The following is a 17,895-nucleotide window of genomic DNA, read 5'->3' as shown; positions in this document are numbered from 1 at the left end:
CTTTCGTTGGTGTGGTGCAGGGGTGTGATGCGGGGGTCGTGGGGTGCGGGGCTGGGCGGGCTGGGCCGGGGTTAGCGCGTGGGGCTCGATGTGCCGACCAGGATGCGGCGCATCTGGCCGAGTCCGACCGCGAAGATGATCACGATCGTGAGCAGGATCAGCAGGGCGCCGAGGGCGTTGATCTCGGGGGTGATGCCGGTCTTCAGCAGGCTGTACACCCGGAGCGGCATGGTCGTGGAGCCGACGCCGCTGGTGAAGGTCGAGATCACGATGTTGCTGAACGAGGTGGTGAAGCTGAGCAGGAAGGAGGCGAGGATGGCCGAGCGGGTGAGCGGGAAGAGCACCCGGGTGAAGGTCTGCCAGGGGGTGCAACCGAGGTCGGTCGCCGCCTCGGGCAGGCTCGGATCGAGCGAGCTCATGGCGCCCATCAGGATGAGGGTGGTCAGCGGCAGGCAGATGATCAGGTGTCCGAGAATGATGGTGACGATCCCGAGCTTGATGCCCGAGGCGCTGAACACCGTGAGCAGAGCGGCGCCGAGCACGATCTCGGGGATGATCAGAGGCAGCAGTACCGCGCCGAGGAAGAACTTGCGGCCGCGCACCCGGTATTTGGTGAGGCCGAGTGCCGAGAGAAACCCGATGATCGTTGCGAGACCGGCGGCGACGATGCCGACGATGAAGCTGGTCTGCAGCGTCTGCAGCAGCGCCTTGTCGGTGAGTAGCTCGGCATACCAGTGCAGGCTCAGGCCTTCCCACCGGGTGGTGGTGGGCGAGGAATTGAACGAGTAGACGATGACGGCGACGATCGGCACGTAGAGAAACACGAGCACGACCTTGGTGATCCAGGCGAGCAGCTTGTCCATCAGACGGCCTTCTTTCGCGTCTTGAGCAGCAGTCCGGCGATGATCAGCGACGCGATCATCAGCGCCAGCACGATCATCGAGAGCGCGGCGCCCATCGGCTGGTTGCGGAACTCGGTGTACAGCGTGACGATCAGGTTGCCGACGAGCAGCTGCTTGCCGCCGCCGAGCAGCACCGGGATGACAAAGACGCCGAGGGTGGGCACGAAGGTGAGCAGAGCGGATGCGACGATGCCGGGCATGCTGAGCGGAGCAATGATGCGGCGGTGCGTCGCCCACCAGCCGCATCCGAGGTCGGCCGCAGCCTCGCGCAGCGACGGGTCGATACCGCGCATCGAGGCGTAGATCGGGAACACCGCGGTGGGCAGGAACGAGTAGATCATCGCGAACACCACAGCGGCTTGGCTCGGCACGAGCGAGTTGATCGGCAGCCCGATCAGGTCGAAGAGGCCGACGACGGGGCCGCCGCTGCCGAGCAGGGAGATCCAGGCGAAGGTGCGCACCAGGAAGTCGGTCCAGAACGGGACGATCAGCAGCAGGAGGAGCAGCGGCTGCCGGCTCGCCGGCTGCGACACGATGTAGTAGGAGACGATGTAGCCGATGGTGAGGCAGAGGGCAGTGACGACCACGGCCATCCCGAGGCTGTAACCCATGGTCTTGGCGTAGACCGGGTCGATCAGCCGCATGTAGTTCTCGACGGTGAAACCGCCCGTGACCTTGCCGTAGACGTCGCTCTCGGCGAAGCTGTTCCGGGCGATCAAGATGATCGGAACGATGGCAAGCAACAGCACCGTCAGAGCCCCGGGCGCCATCAGCGCCCAGCCCTTCAGTGTGTACGTGCGATTGGCACGGCGTGCTACGTCGACGGTATCCATGTAGCTTCACCTCCTCGTTGACTGGCGTGATCTCAATGTTGGGGGTTGGCCGGGAGGCCGAGAACCAGAACCGGGTGCGAGATTCGCAGAATGGATGTTGCGTACTGGCGCAATTCGCAGCACGCTGTCGGCTTTGCCGGAAAGAGCGAGTTTACCGGCGCGGAGAAGGCCGGTTTGGCGGGCGCAGCGGGGTGGGCATCGACTCTGAGGGATGCCTGAGCGAGGGCTGGGCGCGCAGAACGCAGAGGGTGAATTGAGCCTGAACGACGGGTGAATGCGGCGTGGGTGAGGGCGGGCGCGAGTGCGAAAACAGCAATGGACATCGAAAGCCGCACATCTCGGTGGTTGAGGAGGCCGCCCGCGGCCGTCTCGAAACCTCGTGAGCCGTTTTCCGGACGCTACTCCGGTTCGAGGATTGGCTCGCGCGGTTTCGAGACGCGTCCGACTCCGTCGGGCGCTCCTCAACCACCGAAATGGAATTTCCACGTCTCACTACGACGCAAAACGCCTCCGCTCCCAGGTGGGAGCGGAGGCGTTGACCATTTCGTTGATCGAGGAGCAGCCGACGCAGGAGGCCGCGTCTCGAGATCTCGCGAGCCGATCTCTGAACGTGGTTGCGTCTGAGCCTTGGCCCGCGAGGTCACTTCGACAGGCTCAGTACATCGCTCGAGACACGGGCTCGCTTCGCTCGCTCGCCCTCGACCAACGAGATGGGCGAGAGAGAGCGCGGCCGCGACGGCCGGGGCTACGCGGCGAGCACCGCCGCCAGGCTCTCGCGCACGATGGCGAGTCCGCGCTGCAGCTCAGCCTCGGTGATGGTGAGCGCCGGCAAGAACTTGAGCACCTCGTCGCGAGCACCCGACGTCTCGATGACGAGCCCGCGCGTGAAGGCTTCGGCAGCGACCTGACCGGCGAGGTCGGGGTGCGAGGTCGAGGCGATGCCGTAGATGAGTCCGCGGCCGCGCACGTCGAAGCCGAAGGTCGGGTTCGCTGCGGCGATCTCAAGCAGCGCCACCCGCAGCAGCTCGGACTTCTCCGCGATCTCGTCGACGAAGAGCGTGTCGGCCCAGTAGGTGTCGAGGGCGACGCGCGCCGTGACGAAGGCGAGATTGTTGCCCCGGAAGGTTCCGGTGTGGGCACCGGGCTTCCAGACGTCGACCTCGCGGCGCATCAGCACGAGCGACATCGGCAGGCCGGAGGCGGAGATCGACTTCGACACCGTGACGATGTCGGGAACGATGCCCGACTCTTCGAAGCTGAAGAATGCACCGGTGCGGCCGACACCCGCCTGGATGTCGTCGATGACCAGCAGGATTCCGCGCGCGCTCGTGATCGCGCGCAGGCGCTGCAGCCACGCGGAGCTCGCCACGTTGATGCCGCCCTCGCCCTGCACCGCCTCAACGATGACCGCGGCCGGAAGGTCAAGACCGCTTCCCGAGTCGTCGAGCATCTTCTCGAAGAGATCGAGCGTGTCGACATCCGCGCCCAGGTAACCGTCGTAGGGCAGACGGGTCACGTTGTCGAGCGGGGCGCCGGCCGCCTCGCGGTACTTCTTGTTGCCGGTCGCGGCGAGGGCGCCGAGGCTCAGCCCGTGAAAACCGTTGGTGAAGGCGACGACGTTCGAGCGGCCGGTCGCCTGACGGGCCACCTTGAGCGCGGCCTCGACGGCGTTCGCGCCGGTCGGACCGGTGAACTGCACCTTGTAGTCCAGGCCGCGGGGCGCCAGGATGCGTGCTTCGAACGTCTCGAGGAAGGCGCGCTTCGCGCTCGTGGCCATGTCGAGGCCGTGGATGATGCCGTCACGCTGAAGGTACTCGATGAGGGCCTGGGTGAAGAGCGGGTTGTTGTGGCCGTAGTTGAGCACACCGGCGCCGGCGAAGAAATCGAGATACTCGCGGCCGTCATTCGTGACGAGCGTTGAGCCGCTGGCCGAATCGAAGACAACGGGGAAGGAGCGGATGTATCCGCGCACCTCCGACTCGATGCGGTCAAAAATCTCGAGGTCGCTCATGGCTACCCTTTCTGGTTTCGGTGGACCGCGTCAGCAGTTCGGATGCGGCGAGGCGAGCGTTGGTCGGGGTGCCGACTCGTGCGCTCGGTGGGGCTGTGACGCAAGTGGCGACATCCGCCGTCGCGTCGTCGCCGCCCCCAGCCTACTTTCCGTCGGTGCCGCTCTGCTGAGCGCGCGCTGACTTCGCGCGTTCTGTCTGCGGCTGAACCTCCCGCACACCGGGCAGACCCGGCCCGATCAGCACCCGCCAGACCCAGTCGGCCGCGGTCTCGACCGGGGGGCGCGGCTCGCGATCGAGCCAGACTGCGATCACGCCGAGCGCGGATCCGGCGATTCCCGCACCGACGACATCGGGCGGGAGCCCGTCGAACGCGCGCGACCCCGATGCGGCGACGCCGGCGCTGGCCGCGGATTCGAGGCGGGCGCGGATGCGACCCGCCGCAACCGAGGAGCCGCCCTCGCAGAGCACGAGTCGGTACAGCGCCGCATTGGTTTCGAAGTGTTGGAGATAGGCGACCAGGTCGGCCGGCGGATGCTCGGGGAGCGGACCGTCGAATACGGGAACCATCGCACCCGCCTCCGATTCGACCACGTCGAGGGCGTCGGCGAGCAGGGTCTCCTTGTCGGAGTAGTGCTGGTAGAAACTGCTCCGGTTGACTCCGGCGCGTTCGACGATGCCCGCGATGGTGATGTCGCCCGGCGGATGCTCTTGGGCGAGCGCGAGGAGCGCCTGCTGCAGACTGCGGCGGGTGCGTTCGACTCGGACATCCATGCATCCAGTCTCTCAGCATCCCGAGAGTTCTCCAACATCTGTTGGTTTTCCGACATTCGTCGGATAGCCTGAAATTACGCGTGAACCGCGACAAAACGCTCTGGAAGGACACTCACATGGCAACGGATCCGAAGCCTCTCACCGGCAACAGCACCATCGGCGAATGGCTCGCCCACCCGGAGGGCGGAGCGGCGGTGCGCGGCCTGCTCGCCGCGTCGGGCGCCGATGAAGCATCGCTCGCCCCGGTACTCGGGCTGCCGCTTCAACAGCTCGTCGCGCTGAGCCAGGGACAGATGCCGCAGTCGGTCATCGATGAGCTCGTGAAATCGGTCAACGGCGGCGTGATCCCCGAGACCGAGGCAGCCGGCTGGCAGGAGAAGGTCAGCAACGGTCGTTTCGCCGGCAAGACGGTTGTCGTCACGGGTGCTGCCTCCGGCATCGGACGCGCGACAGCCACCCGCATCGCCCGCGAAGGCGGCCGTGTCGTGGCCGTCGATATCTCGGCCGACAAGCTCGCCGAGTTCGCCGCATCCGTGACCGCGTCGGTTCCGGGCGCCGAGATCGTCACCGTCGCCGGTGACATCACCCAGCAGGAATCAGTGGATGCGATCATCGCCGCAGCCGGCGACCGGATCGACGGCCTGGCCAACGTGGCCGGCATCAACGACGACTTCTCGCCGTTGCACGAGACCAGCGACGCCATGTGGGACCGCGTCATCGGCGTCAACCTGACCGGAACCTTCAAGCTCACCCGTGCTGTTCTGCCCGCGATGATGGCGGCCGGCTCGGGTTCGGTCGTCAATGTGGCCAGCGAGGCCGGCCTCCGCGGCAACGCGTCGGGCAACGCCTACACGACCTCGAAGCACGCTGTGGTGGGCCTCACCCGCAGCGCCGCTTTTATGTACGGACCGCAGGGCATCCGGGTGAACGCTGTCGCTCCGGGCGGCGTGGCCACCGGCATCCCGTTCCCCCCGCACGTGTCCGAGGCCGGCTCGGCGCGCCTGCACCCGTTCCAGATGGCGATTCCGTCGCTGGCAACCGCCGAACAGCTCGCGGCGTCGATCACCTTCTTGCTCAGCGACGACGGCGTGAACATCAATGGCGTGGTGCTTCCGTCTGACGGCGGCTGGTCGGTGCAGTAGCACCGTCTCGGTGGTCGAGGAGCGAGCGCTAGCGAACGTCTCGAGACCCGGCGAGCCGATCCTCAGACGCCACGTCAAGAGATCGGCTCGCGAGATCTCGAGACGCGTGCTCGCAAGCTCGCGCGCTCCTCGATCAGCGGACGGGCGGTCAGACCAAGCTGGAAACGAGCGACCCTTCGAGCGAGAGTGACCGGCGCACCTCGAATGCTCCGTGGTACGAGTGCTCATCGAGCATCGCGAAAATGAGCACATCGTCATCGGTGAACCCGTCTCGCAGCGCCTCTCGAATGAGATCCGACGGGCGAGCCGGGTATTCCATGGTGGAGAGAAAACTCTCCATCTGTCCGTTCAGTGTCATCGTGGTCCCCTTCCGACGATTATTGAGAATATCTCGGGTGCCCGACGACTTCAACGCCTTGAAATCGTCGGGCACCCCGTGTATCGGAACACCCTCGGTCGGGGAGTGCGCAGGTGCGCGGGTTGCGCGCCGTCATTTCTCAGCACGCGCCCGGCTGGGCTGCACCCGCGGCGGCTCCCCCGGCATCTTCGGAAAATCGGGCGGGAACGGCAGCTCGCCGAGGCCGTCTTCGAGATCGCGTTCCCACCAGAGCAGCAGGTCGCCGATGCTGCCCGGATGCGCGTGCAGCTTCGCCCACGGATCGCCGCGTTTCTTCAGTCGATCCGGCACAGTAGCAATGGTCAGCTCCCGCGGGTTGATGTTCTCGAGCTCGTCCCAGCCGATCGGGCACGACACCGATGCGTGCGGCACAGCCCGCGGGCTGTACGCGCCCGCCATGGTGCGATCGCGGTTGGCCTGGTTGAAGTCGACGAAGATGCGGGCGCCGCGCTCCTCCTTCCACCAGGACGTCGTGACCTGATCGGGCATCCGTCGTTCGAGTTCGCGAGCAGCGGCAATCACGGCATGCCGCACGTCGAGAAACTCGTGTGTCGGCTCGATCGGGGCCGCCAGGTGCAAGCCGCGGTTGCCCGAGGTCTTGATGAACGTGGTCAGGCCGGCCTCGGCGAGCACCGCACGCATTTCGAACGCGACGGGTATCGCATCGTCGAAGTCGGTGCCGGGCTGCGGGTCGAGGTCGATGCGCAATTCATCGGGATGGTCGGAATCCTCGGCGCGCGCCGGCCAGGGGTGAAAGACGATCGTGTTCATCTGCACGGCCCAGACGGCGGCGGCCGGTTCATCGATGACGAGCTGCGGATGTGTGCGCCCGCTCGGGTAGGTCACCATCACCGAGCGCACGAAGTCGGGGGTGCCCTTCGGCGGATTCTTGGAGAAGAATTGGTCGCCGTCGATGTTGCCGGCGAAGCGCTGCAGCGAGATCGGGCGGTCGCCGTTGGCCGCGACGAAGGCGTCGCCGATCGCGACGATGTAGTTGGCCAAGTCGAGTTTGGTGAAACCGGATTCGGGCCAGAGCACGCGGCTCGGGCTGGTGAGACGCATCTCGCGTGGGGTGCCTGTTCCTGTTCCTGTTCCGCTGGCGGCTCCGGTTCCTGTTCCGCCCGGGACCGTCACCATCACCACTTCGCTGACCATGCGGCACACGCTACCCGTGCCGCTCGCACGAGTCACCCCCCTCCGGCGGCACCGGCGTGCTCGACTCCTGGCGCCCGTCGTGTGTGCGTGCCTGCGTGCCTGTGTGGCTAACTCCGGTAATTCGCGGGCGGCAACATCCGCACCCGCATGATTCCGCGCCTTGCTCGCGTCGACGCGGCAGATTACCGGAGTTAGCCACCGAGCTGGGCGCGAAGGGATGCCCGTCGGCCGGGGTACACGCCGAACCCGCGAAGGTGAACGCCCGCGTTCCCCTGCTGTTCACCGCACGTTTCAGCGCCGCCGCCACTCTGAGTTCGAGCCCGTTCTGGGCGCCATCGACATGCTACGAAAGGCAGCCGAATGCGAACGACCTGGCGCGGCCCCACCGCCGCCCTCCTGACGTCTCTGGTGGTGCTCACCCCGCTGACCGGGGCGCTGAGCCCGGCCTCCGCCGCACCTGACGCATCGAGCGGCGTGCGCATCAACGAACTCGAATCCAGCGGCGGAACCCCCGGCGACTGGATCGAACTGACCAACACCGCCTCCTCAGCAGCGGATATTTCGGGTCTGGTTCTCAAGGACAACGACGACACGCACAGCTTCGTCATCCCCGCCGCAACCACGATTCCGGCCGGCGGATTTCTCGCCCTTGACGTCGACGTCTCCTACGGCCTGGGTGCTGCCGACTCCGCGCGACTCTTCGCCGCCGACGGCACGACACTCATCGACAGCTACAGCTGGACCGCTCACGCCGCGACCACCTACGGCCGCTGCCCCGACGGCACCGGCGAGTTCGTGACCACGACCACGGTGACGAAGGGCGCCGCCAACGACTGCAGCGTGCCTGTTCGCGTCAACGAGGTCGAGTCGAACGGCGGAGCACCCGGCGACTGGATCGAGCTGAAGAACCTCAGCCCGCGGGCGACGGATGTCTCCGGTCTGGTTCTCAAGGACAACAACGACACGCATAGCTTCGTCATCCCCGCGGCGACCACGATTCCCGCTGGCGGATACCTCGCCCTCGACGTCGACGTCTCCTACGGTCTGGGTGCCGCCGACTCCGCGCGACTCTTCGCTACCGACGGCACGACACTCATCGACAGCTACAGCTGGACCGCTCACGCCGCGACCACCTACGGCCGCTGCCCCGACGGCACCGGCGAGTTCGTGACCACGACCACGGTGACGAAGGGCGCCGCCAACGACTGCAGCGTTCCCGGCACCGATCCCGGCACGGATCCCGGACCCGAGAACCCCACCCCCTCGCCCTGGCCTGGTGGCACCACCATCAGCACGGTTGATGCCGCAGGCTACTTCGGAACCAATCTCAGCAGCCTGGCCTATCAGGCATCCGGTTCGTCGGCGCCTGGCACGATTTGGGCAGTCAAGAACGGCGTCGGCACGATGTATCAGCTCGCCTGGAACGGCACGAGCTGGGTCCCGGTCACGACGAACGGCTGGGCCGCAGGCAAGCCGCTGCACTACGCCGATGGCACCGGCGATGTCGATGCCGAAGGCATCGCGTTCACCGATGCCGGTGCGGCCGGTGGCATGTTCGTCTCGTCCGAACGCAACAACAATGCGAGCAAGGTCAGCCGCCCGTCGGTGTTGCGCTACGACGTGACCGGTGCCAGCCCCGCTCTGTCGGCAACGATGGAGTGGAATCTGGTCGCCGATCTGCCGGTCGTCGCTCCCAACAGCGGCCTCGAAGCCCTCGCCTGGGTGCCCGACAGCTTCCTCGTGGCGCAGGGACTCGTCGATGAAAGCACGACGAAGGCCTACGACCCCGCCGTATACGCGAACCACGGCGACGGACTCTTCTTCGTCGGCCTGGAGGCGAACGGCACGGTCTACGCCTACGCTCTCGACCAGGTGACCGGTGGCTACCACCGCGTCGCAACAATCGCCAGCAGTTTCCCCGGCGTGATGGACCTGGAGTTCGATGCCGAGCGCTCGGCACTGTGGGCTGTCTGCGATGACACTTGCGACGGCCGCAGTTCTCTTCTGCAGGTCGCGAAAACCGGTGGGCGTGCCGGCCACTTCGCCGTGACGGCGGTCTACGAGCGCCCGTCGGGCATGCCGAACGTCAACAATGAGGGATTCGCGCTCGCACCGCAGAAGCTCTGTGTCGACGGCGTGAAGCCGGTCTTCTGGTCTGACGACAACGGCACGGATGGCCACTCGCTGCGTCAAGGAACGATCGCGTGTACTCCGGCGCCGGTTGACCCCGTTGATCCGGTTGACCCGGTTGACCCGGTTGACCCGGTTGACCCGGTCACTCCCGTTGACCCCACCGACCCGGTCACGCCCGTCGCTCCGGTCCCGGTTCCGGCCGACTCGCTCACCGATGCCGCTCGCGGTCCTGTCACGGCGCCGCAGTCTGCGCACCCCGGCGACTCCATCGTCGTGACCGTGGGAGCGCCATCGGCCGGCACGACGGTCGATCTGTGGTTGCACTCCACCCCGGTTCACCTCGGACGCAACGTGGTCGGCGCCGCCGGAACCGCGAGCGTGACGATTCCGGCATCCGCTCCGATCGGCACACACCGCATCGCAGTCGTTGCCGCGAACGGCACACTGATCGGCTGGACCGCCATCAGCATCACGGCGTCCTCGGCCCCGGGAGAAGTGCCGGGATCCGGCACCGGCACCGGCGGGACAGGTACATCCGGGTCCGGAACGGTCTCACCGACGTCCGGACTCGCGTCGACGGGTGCCGATGTCCTGGCACCGGTGCTCGCGATTCTCTTGCTGCTCGCTGCGGGAAGTATCCTTCTCATCGTGCGTCGTCGGGGCCTGCCCGAGTAGTCGCCTGACCAACTCGCAACACACTCAGCGCGGCCCGGGCTTTTATCCCCGGGCCGCGCTGTGGCTAACTCCGGTAATTCGCGGGCGGCGACATGTGTACCCGCATGATTCCGCGCCCAACTCAAACCGATGCGGAAGATTACCGGAGTTAGCAACACAGCGACGGGCAGCGGCGAGAACAGCATCACCAGCCGATGCCAGGTCGCTCGCCTAGGCTGAAACCATGACTGACTCTGCCGCCACCGAATCGACGTCCACTGAATCCGCAAGCACCGACGAAGCCCAGCGCATCACGATGTTCGGCGCCGAATGGTGCGGCGACTGCCGCCGGTCGAAGAAGCTGCTCGACGGACTCGGCATCGACTACGACTATGTCGACCTGATGGTCGTCGACGACGGAGCCGACCGCGCCCACGCGATCAGCGGGCGCACCAACATCCCGGTCATCGTGTTTCCCGACGAGACTCACGTCGTCGAGCCGAGCGATGCCGTCGTGCGCGCCAAGCTGACAGAGCTCGGGCTCATCAACTGAAGAGCGTGCGGGTGGCCGACGGATGCCGCACTCCGGCCCGCCGACGCCGGCCGCCCGGCCGGTAGACTTCTGAGTGATTCAGTGGTGCCGGCGGTTCAGCCGGCATCCGTCACCGCAGGCCAGACTGACTGAAGTTCTCGCGCCGATCGCCGACAGAGGAGCGAGATGTCCACGACGCCGCTGCCCTCCGAGTCGGCGACCGAGCCGGGCACGGCATTCGTATCGCCTGTTCCGTCCGCTTTCGATGTACTCGCGTCCGATGCCCTCGCCGCAGACATTCCCGCTTCCGACGTTCGCGGCTCCGACGTTCGCGGCTCCGACGTTCGAAGCTCCGACGTCCACGGCTCCGATGCTCCTGCGTCGGCCGGCCCCGACGCGAGCATCCGCCGCACGCATCGCCTGCGCCTCGCGCTGATTCTCGGCGCCGCCCTCGTCGTCGGCCTCGCGATCGCCGTACCGGTTCTCCACGTCACCGCACAGAGCTCTTACGACGCCGCGCGGGAATCGCTGGCCTTCAAACAGTCGACCGTCGAGCCCATGGCCGCTGCGATGCGATCCAATCTGACCGACGCAAAGACCCTCCTCGACGAGAGCAACGGTCACGTGCTCGACGAGACCCCGCGCAGCCAACTCGCCGCAGCGATCGTCGAGGCCGACCGACGGATGGGCGTTGTCGAGACGGAGATCGCGCAATCCGAGGCGGCGGCGAAAGTCACACCGAACACCAGCATCCTGCTTGCCGGGTTTGGGTTGCGTCAGGGCATCGCCACACTCAATGCGTTCAAACTCAACGACGCCGGGGAGCTCGCCTCGATCGAGTCGACGCTCACCCCGGCGATGAACGCCGTCACCGACGCCGTCGCCGAGTGGACGGCCGAGCAGAAACGGCTGCGCTACACCAAGGATGTCTACGCGGCCGGCTGGTATCCCGAACTTGATGCCTGCCGCGGTTCAGTCGACCTGACCGCGCGCTACGGCGTCGCCACCATCGCCGAGCACTGGAGTTGCGGCGGCCGGGACTTTCCCGACGACGCCGGAACTCTGATCGAGCTGACCGGACTCTACGCCGGAACGTATCGGGTCGAGGGCATCAAGGCGATGCTCAACCAGGCGACGGCGACGACCGCCGATCTCCCGACCGGCTACGACCTGCTCTACCAGACTTGTCAGAACGGTCAGTCGTCGACGATGTCGATGACGGCGCTGACAAAGGTCGGCTGACGCGAGCGGTTCCGGCACCGGCCCGGAACCGGCGCCAGCCCAGTTAAGCGTGGTCAGCGGTGAACTCGATCAGCATCGTCGAATGACCAGTTCACGCGTCGTCTGGTTCCCGGGCGCCCGCCCGCTCGGTAGTCTGGCACCACCATCACCCGACGCATCCGAGTCGTGAAAGTCGGCAGTAATGACTACCCCAACCTCACCGCCGCCACCGCCGCCGGCATCGCCCGCATCGCCCGCATCGCCCGCGCCGCAGGCTCCCCGCGGCCTTTCCACGGCGAGCAAAATCGTGCTGTTCGTGGTGACGCCGCTTGTGCTGCTCGTTCTCCTCACGGGAGGGGTTGTCGTCGGGCTGAGCGTATTTCGAGGAGCGCCGATTTCCGAGACTGCCGAGGCTGTTGCCGAGCAGAGTGTCTCCGTCGGGATTCCGTCTGCCGAGCTGAATTTCAGCCCCAGCCCCGACGGCCTGGTGCACGCCAGCATGACGGGCACCTTCGCCGGGTCACGCCCCACGCTCAGCGTCACGTCGGCCAACGGGATCACCACCGTGAGCGGCGGCTGCCCCGACGGCTGGCTGTTCTCCCGCTGCAACGTCACCGTCTCGGTTCAGCTGCCTGCTGAGCTTCCGCTCACCGTGCAGGGCACCAATGGCAGCATCAGTCTCATCGGGCTCGACGGCGACATCGACGTGGCGACCTCGAACGGCCGCATCAAAGCGGCGGCGACCTCGGGCGATCTGAGTCTCCGCACCGTCAATGGGGCGATTCAGGTGATGAATACGACCTCGAGTCGACTCACCGCGAACGCCACCAACGGCAGCATCGAGCTGGAGTTCAATGACGCTCCATCCGCCGTCACGGCAACCACCACAAACGGGCAGATCACCGTGCGGGTGCCCGACGACGCCAGCCGCTACTTCATCGATGCGCAGACAGTGAACGGCCAGATCAACACGGATGGCGTGTCCAGCGACCGCACCGCCGAGCGCACGATCACGGCGAAGACGATCAATGGCGCCGTCACCGTGGAACGGTCGGGCCAGTAGGCGGGCTGAACGAACATCACCATCTCCGTGGTTGAGGAGCGAGCGCCAGCGAGCATCTCGAAACCTCGCGCGCTGCTCTCCAGACACAACATACGTTCGAGGATCGACTCGCGTGGTTTCGAGACGCGGCCTCCTGCGTCGGCTGCTCCTCAGCCTCCGAAATGGCTAGAAGAGCGTGTAGCCGCCGTCGACCGTCACGATCGAACCCGTCATGAAGCTGGAGGCATCGCTCGCCAAGAAAACCGCGACCGGGCCGACCTCGGCGGGCATCCCGTAGCGTTTCATCGCCGCCGGTTCCACGCACCACTCGCGGTACTCGGGCTGGTCAACCGGCGACATCTCGGTCAAGAAATAGCCGGGTGCCATCGCATTGACCCGGATGCCGTGGGGCGCCCACTCCGCCGCCAACGCCTTGGTCAGCTGATGCACCGCGGCCTTCGACGCCAGGTAGGGCGCCTGCCAGCGCGGCCGGTTCACGATCTCGGCCGACATCGACCCGACGTTCACGATCACCCCGCCGCCGCGCTCCTTCATGCGCCGGCCGACCGCCCGGCTGACGTGCCAGAGCCCGTCGACATTGGTGGCCATCACATCGCGCCATTCGGAATCGGCCAGGTCGAACGCGGCCCCGCTGACCCCGATCCCGGCGTTGTTCAGCAGCACATCGATCTCACCGAACGACTCACTGACTAGGGCGACGGCGCGCTCGACGTCCGCAACATCCGTCACCTCAAGCTGCACCCCGTATGCACGAATGCCGAGCGCACGCAGCTCTGCCGCCGCGGCCTCCGCCGCGTCGAGTGTGCGTGCGGTCACCGCGACGGCCGCACCGGCCTCGCCGAGTGCCTGGGCCATGGCCCGGCCGAGCCCGCGACTGCCGCCGGTGACGAGAGCGACCTTGCCGGCGAGCGAGAATGCCGCGAGAGCGTTCATGGGAGTTCAACCGTTCTACCGGTAGTGAGGGATTCGCGCGCTGCGAGTGACACGTCAAGGGCGAGGATCGCCGATTCCGTGGGACAGAGTGTCGGCAACGCACCGCTCTCGACACACTGCAGGAAGTAGGCGGCCTGGGCGGCATACGGGGAGTCCGGCGAGGCCGCTGAGTATTCGTAGTACTCCGACCCGACGGCACCGGTGAGCGTCAACGCGCTCGTGAAGGAGTAGCCAACCGGCATGGCATTGCAGGTCGTGACGGTGCCCATGCCCCCATCGGCATACGTCACGGTCGTCTCGACGAACCCGGGCTCCTCCCCGCGCATCGCCGTGACCGCGACCGGGGTGCCGAGATACAAATTCAGCTGGTCGAAGTCGTGGATGGCGAAGTCGACGAGCACGCCACCCGAGGCCGATTCGTCGGTCATCCAGGTGTCGCCCTGCCGTGGCGTGGAGAGGCGGCTGGCGTGCACCGCGAGCACCTCGCCGAGCCGACCGTCGGTCACGCTCTCGCGCAGCATCCGATAGCCCTCGAAGAAACGCACGACCTGGGCGACCATGAATGTGCCCGGACTCTCTGCCGCGACCTCGGCCACGCGCACCGCCTCGGCGTGAGTGAGCGCGATCGGCTTCTCGAGCAGCACGCTCTTGCCGGCGCGCAACGCACGGATGGCGATGTCGGCATGCGTCGGGGTCGGCGTGCACACCGAGAGGATGTCGACGGCCGGGTCGGCCAGCACAGCGTCGAGGTCGGTCACGAACCGGGCATTCGGCGCATCCTCGAGGGGTGCGCCCGGGCGAGGGGTGCAGACATACGCGATTTGCTCGCCGAGCCCGAGAGCAGACCAGGCCGCGGCGTGCGCCTGCGCCATCTTGCCCTGGCCGATCAGCGCGATCGAATGCGATGATCCCGCCCCGCTCACGCCTGCCCCGCTCATGCTGTGGCCAGGCTCTCGTTGATCACCGACGGGTCGAAGAGATGGTCGAGAATCACCCGGCCAGCCCCGATCACGCCGCCGCGCGCCTTGGTCTCGCTCACCGCGATCTCGAGATAGTCGGTGGCCATCGGCAGACATTCGGTGTAGATCGCCGAACGGAGCCCGGCCACAAAAGCCTCGGCCTCACTCAGCTGGCCGCCGAGCACCAGCCGCTGCGGGTTGAAGAAGTTCACGATCGTGGCGAGCACTCCGCCGGTGCGGGTTCCCGCCTCACGCAGCATCTGCGTGGCCAGGGGATGACCGAGCTGGGCGAGGTGCAGCACCGCCGCGGTGTCGGCGACGTCGACGCCGGCCTTGCGCAGGCTGTCGACGATCGCCGCTCCCCCGGCCACGGCGTCGAGGCAGCCCCAGCGCCCGCAGGTGCAGAGCGTGTGCGGGGCGTTCGGCACGGCGACATGGCTGATGTCTCCCGCCATTCCGCGATGGCCGCGGTGCAGGGCTCCGGAGGCGATCACGCCGCAACCGATGCTGGAGCCGGCTTTCACGAAGACGAGGTGGTCGACCGGCTCGGTGAGGCTCGCATGTTCGCCGAGCGCCATCAGGTTCGCGTCGTTGCCGACCAGCGAGGGAACCCCACTGAGCCTGCGCAGCAGCGCGGCCGCGTCGACGCCGTTCCAGCCGGGCATCCGCGAGGGCGAAACCAGCTGACCGGCGTGGGACTCGACCGGTCCCGGCAGGCCGACGCCGATGCCGCGCAGGCGCTGATCGGGGCCCGCCGATTCGGCGACCATTTCCTCGGCCTGCGCCACGATCCAGCCGAGGATGCGCTCGGGCCCGTCGCCGATGTCCATGTCGCGGTGGCGTTCGGCCAGCATCGTTCCCGCCATGTCGAAGAGGGCGAACGACGCGTGGCGGGCGCCGAGGTCGACGCCGAGCACCGCGCCGGTATCCGGATTGACCTCGAGCTGACGCGGGCGGCGTCCGCCCCGGGAGTCGCCGCGGCCGGCCTCGCGCAGCAAGCCGCCGAGAATCAAGGCCTCGACCCGCGCGGTGGCCGTCGATGGGGAGAGTCCGGTCGACCGGGCGATGTCGGCGCGGGACGACGAGGCCCCGGAGCGCACCAGATTGAGGATGCCGCCCGGCGAGGAGTCATGGCTGAAGACGGGAGGGGCAACGGAGGTCATCGTCATTGAGCCAATCCTGGAGGAAGCGGGTATTTGACTTTACTGTATCAACTTCCTGCATTTCTGGAGTAAGTAAATCCACTATTGCATAAACTGTTGTTTCAACTTACGATTGCGTGATTGCTGGATCGACGACGATACGAGGACTTCATGGCTGCGGCACCCGGGCACGACTCACGCCCCACCGACACGACTTCGACCGGGCACCCCATGGTGAACCTGGCCGGAGTCAACAAGCACTTCGGACCGTTGCACGTGCTGAAAGACATCAGCCTCACTGTGCAGCCCCGCGAAGTCATCGTCGTGGTCGGCCCGTCGGGTTCCGGCAAGTCCACCCTTTGCCGGGCGATCAACCGTCTGGAGCCGATCGACTCCGGCGAGATTCTGATCGACGGCACGGCGCTGCCGCGTGAGGGCGCCGCCCTGGCCGACCTGCGTGCCGACGTCGGCATGGTCTTCCAGTCGTTCAATCTCTTCGCCCACCGCACGGTGCTCGACAACGTCACTCTCGCGCCGATGAAGGTGCGCAAGGTGAAGAAGGCCGCAGCCGAGGCCGAAGCCATGGCGTTGCTGAAGCGAGTCGGCATCGCCGAGAAGGCCCACATGTACCCGGCCGAACTGTCGGGCGGCCAGCAGCAGCGCGCGGCGATCGCGCGTGCGCTGGCCATGCATCCGAAGGTCATGCTCTTCGACGAGCCGACCAGCGCCCTCGACCCCGAAATGGTCAGCGAGGTTCTCGACGTGATGGTCTCGCTCGCCCAGGAGGGAATGACGATGGTCGTCGTCACTCACGAGATGGGTTTCGCCCGCAAGGCCGCCGATCGCGTCATCTTCATGGATGCCGGTCAGATCGTCGAGCAGAACACTCCCGCCGCCTTCTTCGACAACCCCCAGACCGAGCGCGCGCGTTCGTTCCTGGCCTCAGTGCTGTCTCATTAACAACGCTGTCTCACTAAGACCCCCTCAACCACACCTCACCAAAATGCCAGCGGCCCTGCGTCGCAACGGTTCCCCACCAAAGAAGATAGGAAAAACCATGTCATTGCCCTCCTCACTGCGTCGGAGGCTCCCCGTTGCGGGTGCTGTTATCGCCGTTGCCGCGCTCGCGCTGACCGCCTGCTCGTCCGGCGGTTCCGCCAGCGTTCCCGGTGGCACCTCGAGCTCGGGCAGCGACGCCGCCGTATCCGCCGTCTTCAAGGATGCCCCGGTCGCTGCAGACTCGCTGATCATCCCCGACTCGACCATGGCCAAGATCAAGGCGCGCGGAAAGCTGATCGTCGGCGAGGCGCTCGACGCCCCGCTGCTCTCCCAGCAGGACCCGACCGACCCGACGAGCGTCACCGGCTTCGACGCCGACCTGGCGAAGCTGCTCGCGATCTACATCCTCGGCGAGCCCAACGTCGAGATCGTGCCGCCGGCATCCGAAACCCGTGAGGCACTTCTCGCCAACGGCACCGTCGACGTCGTGTTCAACACCTACACGATCACCGAAGAGCGGGCCACGCAGGTCGACTTCGCCGGCCCGTACTTCAGCTCCGGCCTGGCCGTTGCCGTCAAGTCGGACAACAAAGACATCAAGGGCATCGATGACCTCGGCGGCAAGACCGTGATCGTCGGCGCGAACACGCCGGCCGTCACCGAGGTTCCCGCGCAGCAGCCCACCGCGACCTTGCTCACCTTCGGCACCGACCCGCAGGCCGTGCAGGCACTCGTGCAGGGACGCGGCGACGCCTACGTGCAGGACTACACCCTGCTCGCCAGCGACGCCCTCGCCAACGACGGCATGAAGGTCGTCGGCCAGCCGTTCACCACCGAGCCCTACGGCATCGGCCTCAAGCACGGCGACGCCGACTTCAAGAGCTTCGTCAACAACTGGCTGCTTGAAATCCAGAAGGGCGGCCAGTGGGGTCAGGCCTGGAAGAACTCGCTCGGAACGGTTGTCGACTCCGACATCCCGACTCCCCCGGCCATCGGCTCGGTTCCCGGCTCCTAATCAACGGCGGCAGCGCCAGCGAACGGCAAAGT

General features: G+C 66.7%; 16 protein-coding genes. 7 read left to right on the top strand and 9 right to left on the bottom strand.

From position 1 onward, the window contains the following. Nucleotides 1–71: 71 nt before the first annotated feature. The 4 genes from AC1DCF_RS10965 to AC1DCF_RS10950 form a co-directional block, all read right to left on the bottom strand. On the bottom strand, nucleotides 72–863 hold the full coding sequence (locus AC1DCF_RS10965; protein ID WP_477211043.1) for an ABC transporter permease: 792 nt from the start codon (nucleotides 861–863) through the stop codon (nucleotides 72–74). Then, the gene (locus AC1DCF_RS10960; protein WP_477211042.1) at nucleotides 863–1,735 is read right to left on the bottom strand and encodes an ABC transporter permease; all 873 of its coding nucleotides are present in this window, start codon (nucleotides 1,733–1,735) and stop codon (nucleotides 863–865) included. Before AC1DCF_RS10960 ends, AC1DCF_RS10965 begins: the two co-directional genes overlap by 1 nt. A 745-nt stretch (nucleotides 1,736–2,480) precedes the next feature. Continuing rightward, entirely contained in the window at nucleotides 2,481–3,746 is a 1,266-nt protein-coding gene (gene ectB, locus AC1DCF_RS10955) for a diaminobutyrate--2-oxoglutarate transaminase (protein ID WP_477211041.1), read from the bottom strand. 142 nt (nucleotides 3,747–3,888) lie between these two features. Then, nucleotides 3,889–4,518: a TetR/AcrR family transcriptional regulator gene (locus AC1DCF_RS10950; RefSeq protein WP_477211040.1), complete on the bottom strand. Its 630-nt coding sequence runs from the start codon at nucleotides 4,516–4,518 to the stop codon at nucleotides 3,889–3,891. A gap of 116 nt (nucleotides 4,519–4,634) precedes the next feature. On the opposite strand from AC1DCF_RS10950, the gene AC1DCF_RS10945 reads away from it, so the two are divergent. Continuing rightward, nucleotides 4,635–5,660, top strand: coding sequence for an SDR family NAD(P)-dependent oxidoreductase (locus AC1DCF_RS10945; protein WP_477211039.1), 1,026 nt, complete (start codon nucleotides 4,635–4,637; stop codon nucleotides 5,658–5,660). 148 nt (nucleotides 5,661–5,808) lie between these two features. Here AC1DCF_RS10945 and AC1DCF_RS10940 read toward each other — a convergent pair whose 3' ends face one another. Together AC1DCF_RS10940 and ligD are read right to left on the bottom strand one after the other, a co-directional pair. After that, nucleotides 5,809–6,018, bottom strand: a complete 210-nt coding sequence (locus AC1DCF_RS10940; protein WP_477211038.1) for a hypothetical protein — start codon at nucleotides 6,016–6,018, stop codon at nucleotides 5,809–5,811. A gap of 132 nt (nucleotides 6,019–6,150) precedes the next feature. Beyond that, entirely contained in the window at nucleotides 6,151–7,212 is a 1,062-nt protein-coding gene (ligD, locus tag AC1DCF_RS10935) for a non-homologous end-joining DNA ligase (protein WP_477211037.1), read from the bottom strand. Nucleotides 7,213–7,572: 360 nt separating this feature from the next. Between ligD and AC1DCF_RS10930 the strand changes: the two genes are divergently transcribed. The 4 genes from AC1DCF_RS10930 (at nucleotide 7,573) to AC1DCF_RS10915 (ending at nucleotide 12,815) form a co-directional block, all read left to right on the top strand. Then, a complete protein-coding gene (locus tag AC1DCF_RS10930) occupies nucleotides 7,573–10,020 on the top strand; it encodes a lamin tail domain-containing protein (RefSeq protein ID WP_477211036.1) in 2,448 nt (815 codons plus the stop codon). 223 nt (nucleotides 10,021–10,243) lie between these two features. Beyond that, nucleotides 10,244–10,552, top strand: a complete 309-nt coding sequence (locus AC1DCF_RS10925) for a glutaredoxin family protein (RefSeq protein ID WP_477211035.1) — start codon at nucleotides 10,244–10,246, stop codon at nucleotides 10,550–10,552. A gap of 165 nt (nucleotides 10,553–10,717) precedes the next feature. Next, nucleotides 10,718–11,773, top strand: coding sequence for a hypothetical protein (locus AC1DCF_RS10920; RefSeq protein WP_477211034.1), 1,056 nt, complete (start codon nucleotides 10,718–10,720; stop codon nucleotides 11,771–11,773). Between the two features lie 181 nt (nucleotides 11,774–11,954). Continuing rightward, nucleotides 11,955–12,815, top strand: coding sequence for a DUF4097 family beta strand repeat-containing protein (locus tag AC1DCF_RS10915; RefSeq protein ID WP_477211033.1), 861 nt, complete (start codon nucleotides 11,955–11,957; stop codon nucleotides 12,813–12,815). Nucleotides 12,816–12,980: 165 nt separating this feature from the next. Here AC1DCF_RS10915 and AC1DCF_RS10910 read toward each other — a convergent pair whose 3' ends face one another. The 3 genes from AC1DCF_RS10910 to AC1DCF_RS10900 are packed head-to-tail and all read right to left on the bottom strand — an operon-like array spanning nucleotide 12,981 to nucleotide 15,876. Beyond that, nucleotides 12,981–13,748 carry an SDR family NAD(P)-dependent oxidoreductase gene (locus AC1DCF_RS10910; RefSeq protein ID WP_477211032.1) on the bottom strand — a complete coding sequence of 256 codons (768 nt, stop codon included), beginning with the start codon at nucleotides 13,746–13,748 and terminating at the stop codon, nucleotides 12,981–12,983. Beyond that, nucleotides 13,745–14,686, bottom strand: a complete 942-nt coding sequence (locus AC1DCF_RS10905) for a Gfo/Idh/MocA family protein (RefSeq protein ID WP_477211031.1) — start codon at nucleotides 14,684–14,686, stop codon at nucleotides 13,745–13,747. Before AC1DCF_RS10905 ends, AC1DCF_RS10910 begins: the two co-directional genes overlap by 4 nt. After that, nucleotides 14,683–15,876 carry an ROK family transcriptional regulator gene (locus AC1DCF_RS10900; RefSeq protein WP_477211030.1) on the bottom strand — a complete coding sequence of 398 codons (1,194 nt, stop codon included), beginning with the start codon at nucleotides 15,874–15,876 and terminating at the stop codon, nucleotides 14,683–14,685. The genes AC1DCF_RS10905 and AC1DCF_RS10900 overlap by 4 nt, the downstream gene beginning before the upstream one ends. A gap of 144 nt (nucleotides 15,877–16,020) precedes the next feature. Between AC1DCF_RS10900 and AC1DCF_RS10895 the strand changes: the two genes are divergently transcribed. Together AC1DCF_RS10895 and AC1DCF_RS10890 are read left to right on the top strand one after the other, a co-directional pair. Then, on the top strand, nucleotides 16,021–16,809 hold the full coding sequence (locus tag AC1DCF_RS10895) for an amino acid ABC transporter ATP-binding protein (protein WP_477211029.1): 789 nt from the start codon (nucleotides 16,021–16,023) through the stop codon (nucleotides 16,807–16,809). A 97-nt stretch (nucleotides 16,810–16,906) separates the two neighbouring features. Continuing rightward, nucleotides 16,907–17,863: a glutamate ABC transporter substrate-binding protein gene (locus AC1DCF_RS10890; protein WP_441790059.1), complete on the top strand. Its 957-nt coding sequence runs from the start codon at nucleotides 16,907–16,909 to the stop codon at nucleotides 17,861–17,863. Nucleotides 17,864–17,895 lie beyond the last annotated feature (32 nt).

The sequence above is a fragment of the Leifsonia sp. 10L418 genome (assembly GCF_056395445.1).
Note: the sequence above shows the minus strand (reverse complement) of the source record. Positions and strands in the feature narration are given on the sequence as shown.

Bases quoted from the DNA above. Each gene is read 5' to 3' on its own strand.
- AC1DCF_RS10945 (WP_477211039.1), top strand. From the start codon at position 4,635: ATGGCAACGGATCCGAAGCCTCTCACCGGCAACAGCACCATCGGCGAA.
- AC1DCF_RS10930 (WP_477211036.1), top strand. From the start codon at position 7,573: ATGCGAACGACCTGGCGCGGCCCCACCGCCGCCCTCCTGACGTCTCTG.
- ligD (WP_477211037.1), bottom strand. From the start codon at position 7,212: ATGGTCAGCGAAGTGGTGATGGTGACGGTCCCGGGCGGAACAGGAACC.
- AC1DCF_RS10950 (WP_477211040.1), bottom strand. From the start codon at position 4,518: ATGGATGTCCGAGTCGAACGCACCCGCCGCAGTCTGCAGCAGGCGCTC.
- AC1DCF_RS10890 (WP_441790059.1), top strand. From the start codon at position 16,907: ATGTCATTGCCCTCCTCACTGCGTCGGAGGCTCCCCGTTGCGGGTGCT.
- AC1DCF_RS10895 (WP_477211029.1), top strand. From the start codon at position 16,021: ATGGCTGCGGCACCCGGGCACGACTCACGCCCCACCGACACGACTTCG.
- AC1DCF_RS10920 (WP_477211034.1), top strand. From the start codon at position 10,718: ATGTCCACGACGCCGCTGCCCTCCGAGTCGGCGACCGAGCCGGGCACG.
- AC1DCF_RS10925 (WP_477211035.1), top strand. From the start codon at position 10,244: ATGACTGACTCTGCCGCCACCGAATCGACGTCCACTGAATCCGCAAGC.
- AC1DCF_RS10960 (WP_477211042.1), bottom strand. From the start codon at position 1,735: ATGGATACCGTCGACGTAGCACGCCGTGCCAATCGCACGTACACACTG.
- AC1DCF_RS10965 (WP_477211043.1), bottom strand. From the start codon at position 863: ATGGACAAGCTGCTCGCCTGGATCACCAAGGTCGTGCTCGTGTTTCTC.
- AC1DCF_RS10915 (WP_477211033.1), top strand. From the start codon at position 11,955: ATGACTACCCCAACCTCACCGCCGCCACCGCCGCCGGCATCGCCCGCA.
- ectB (WP_477211041.1), bottom strand. From the start codon at position 3,746: ATGAGCGACCTCGAGATTTTTGACCGCATCGAGTCGGAGGTGCGCGGA.
- AC1DCF_RS10905 (WP_477211031.1), bottom strand. From the start codon at position 14,686: ATGAGCGGGGCAGGCGTGAGCGGGGCGGGATCATCGCATTCGATCGCG.
- AC1DCF_RS10910 (WP_477211032.1), bottom strand. From the start codon at position 13,748: ATGAACGCTCTCGCGGCATTCTCGCTCGCCGGCAAGGTCGCTCTCGTC.
- AC1DCF_RS10900 (WP_477211030.1), bottom strand. From the start codon at position 15,876: ATGACGATGACCTCCGTTGCCCCTCCCGTCTTCAGCCATGACTCCTCG.
- AC1DCF_RS10940 (WP_477211038.1), bottom strand. From the start codon at position 6,018: ATGACACTGAACGGACAGATGGAGAGTTTTCTCTCCACCATGGAATAC.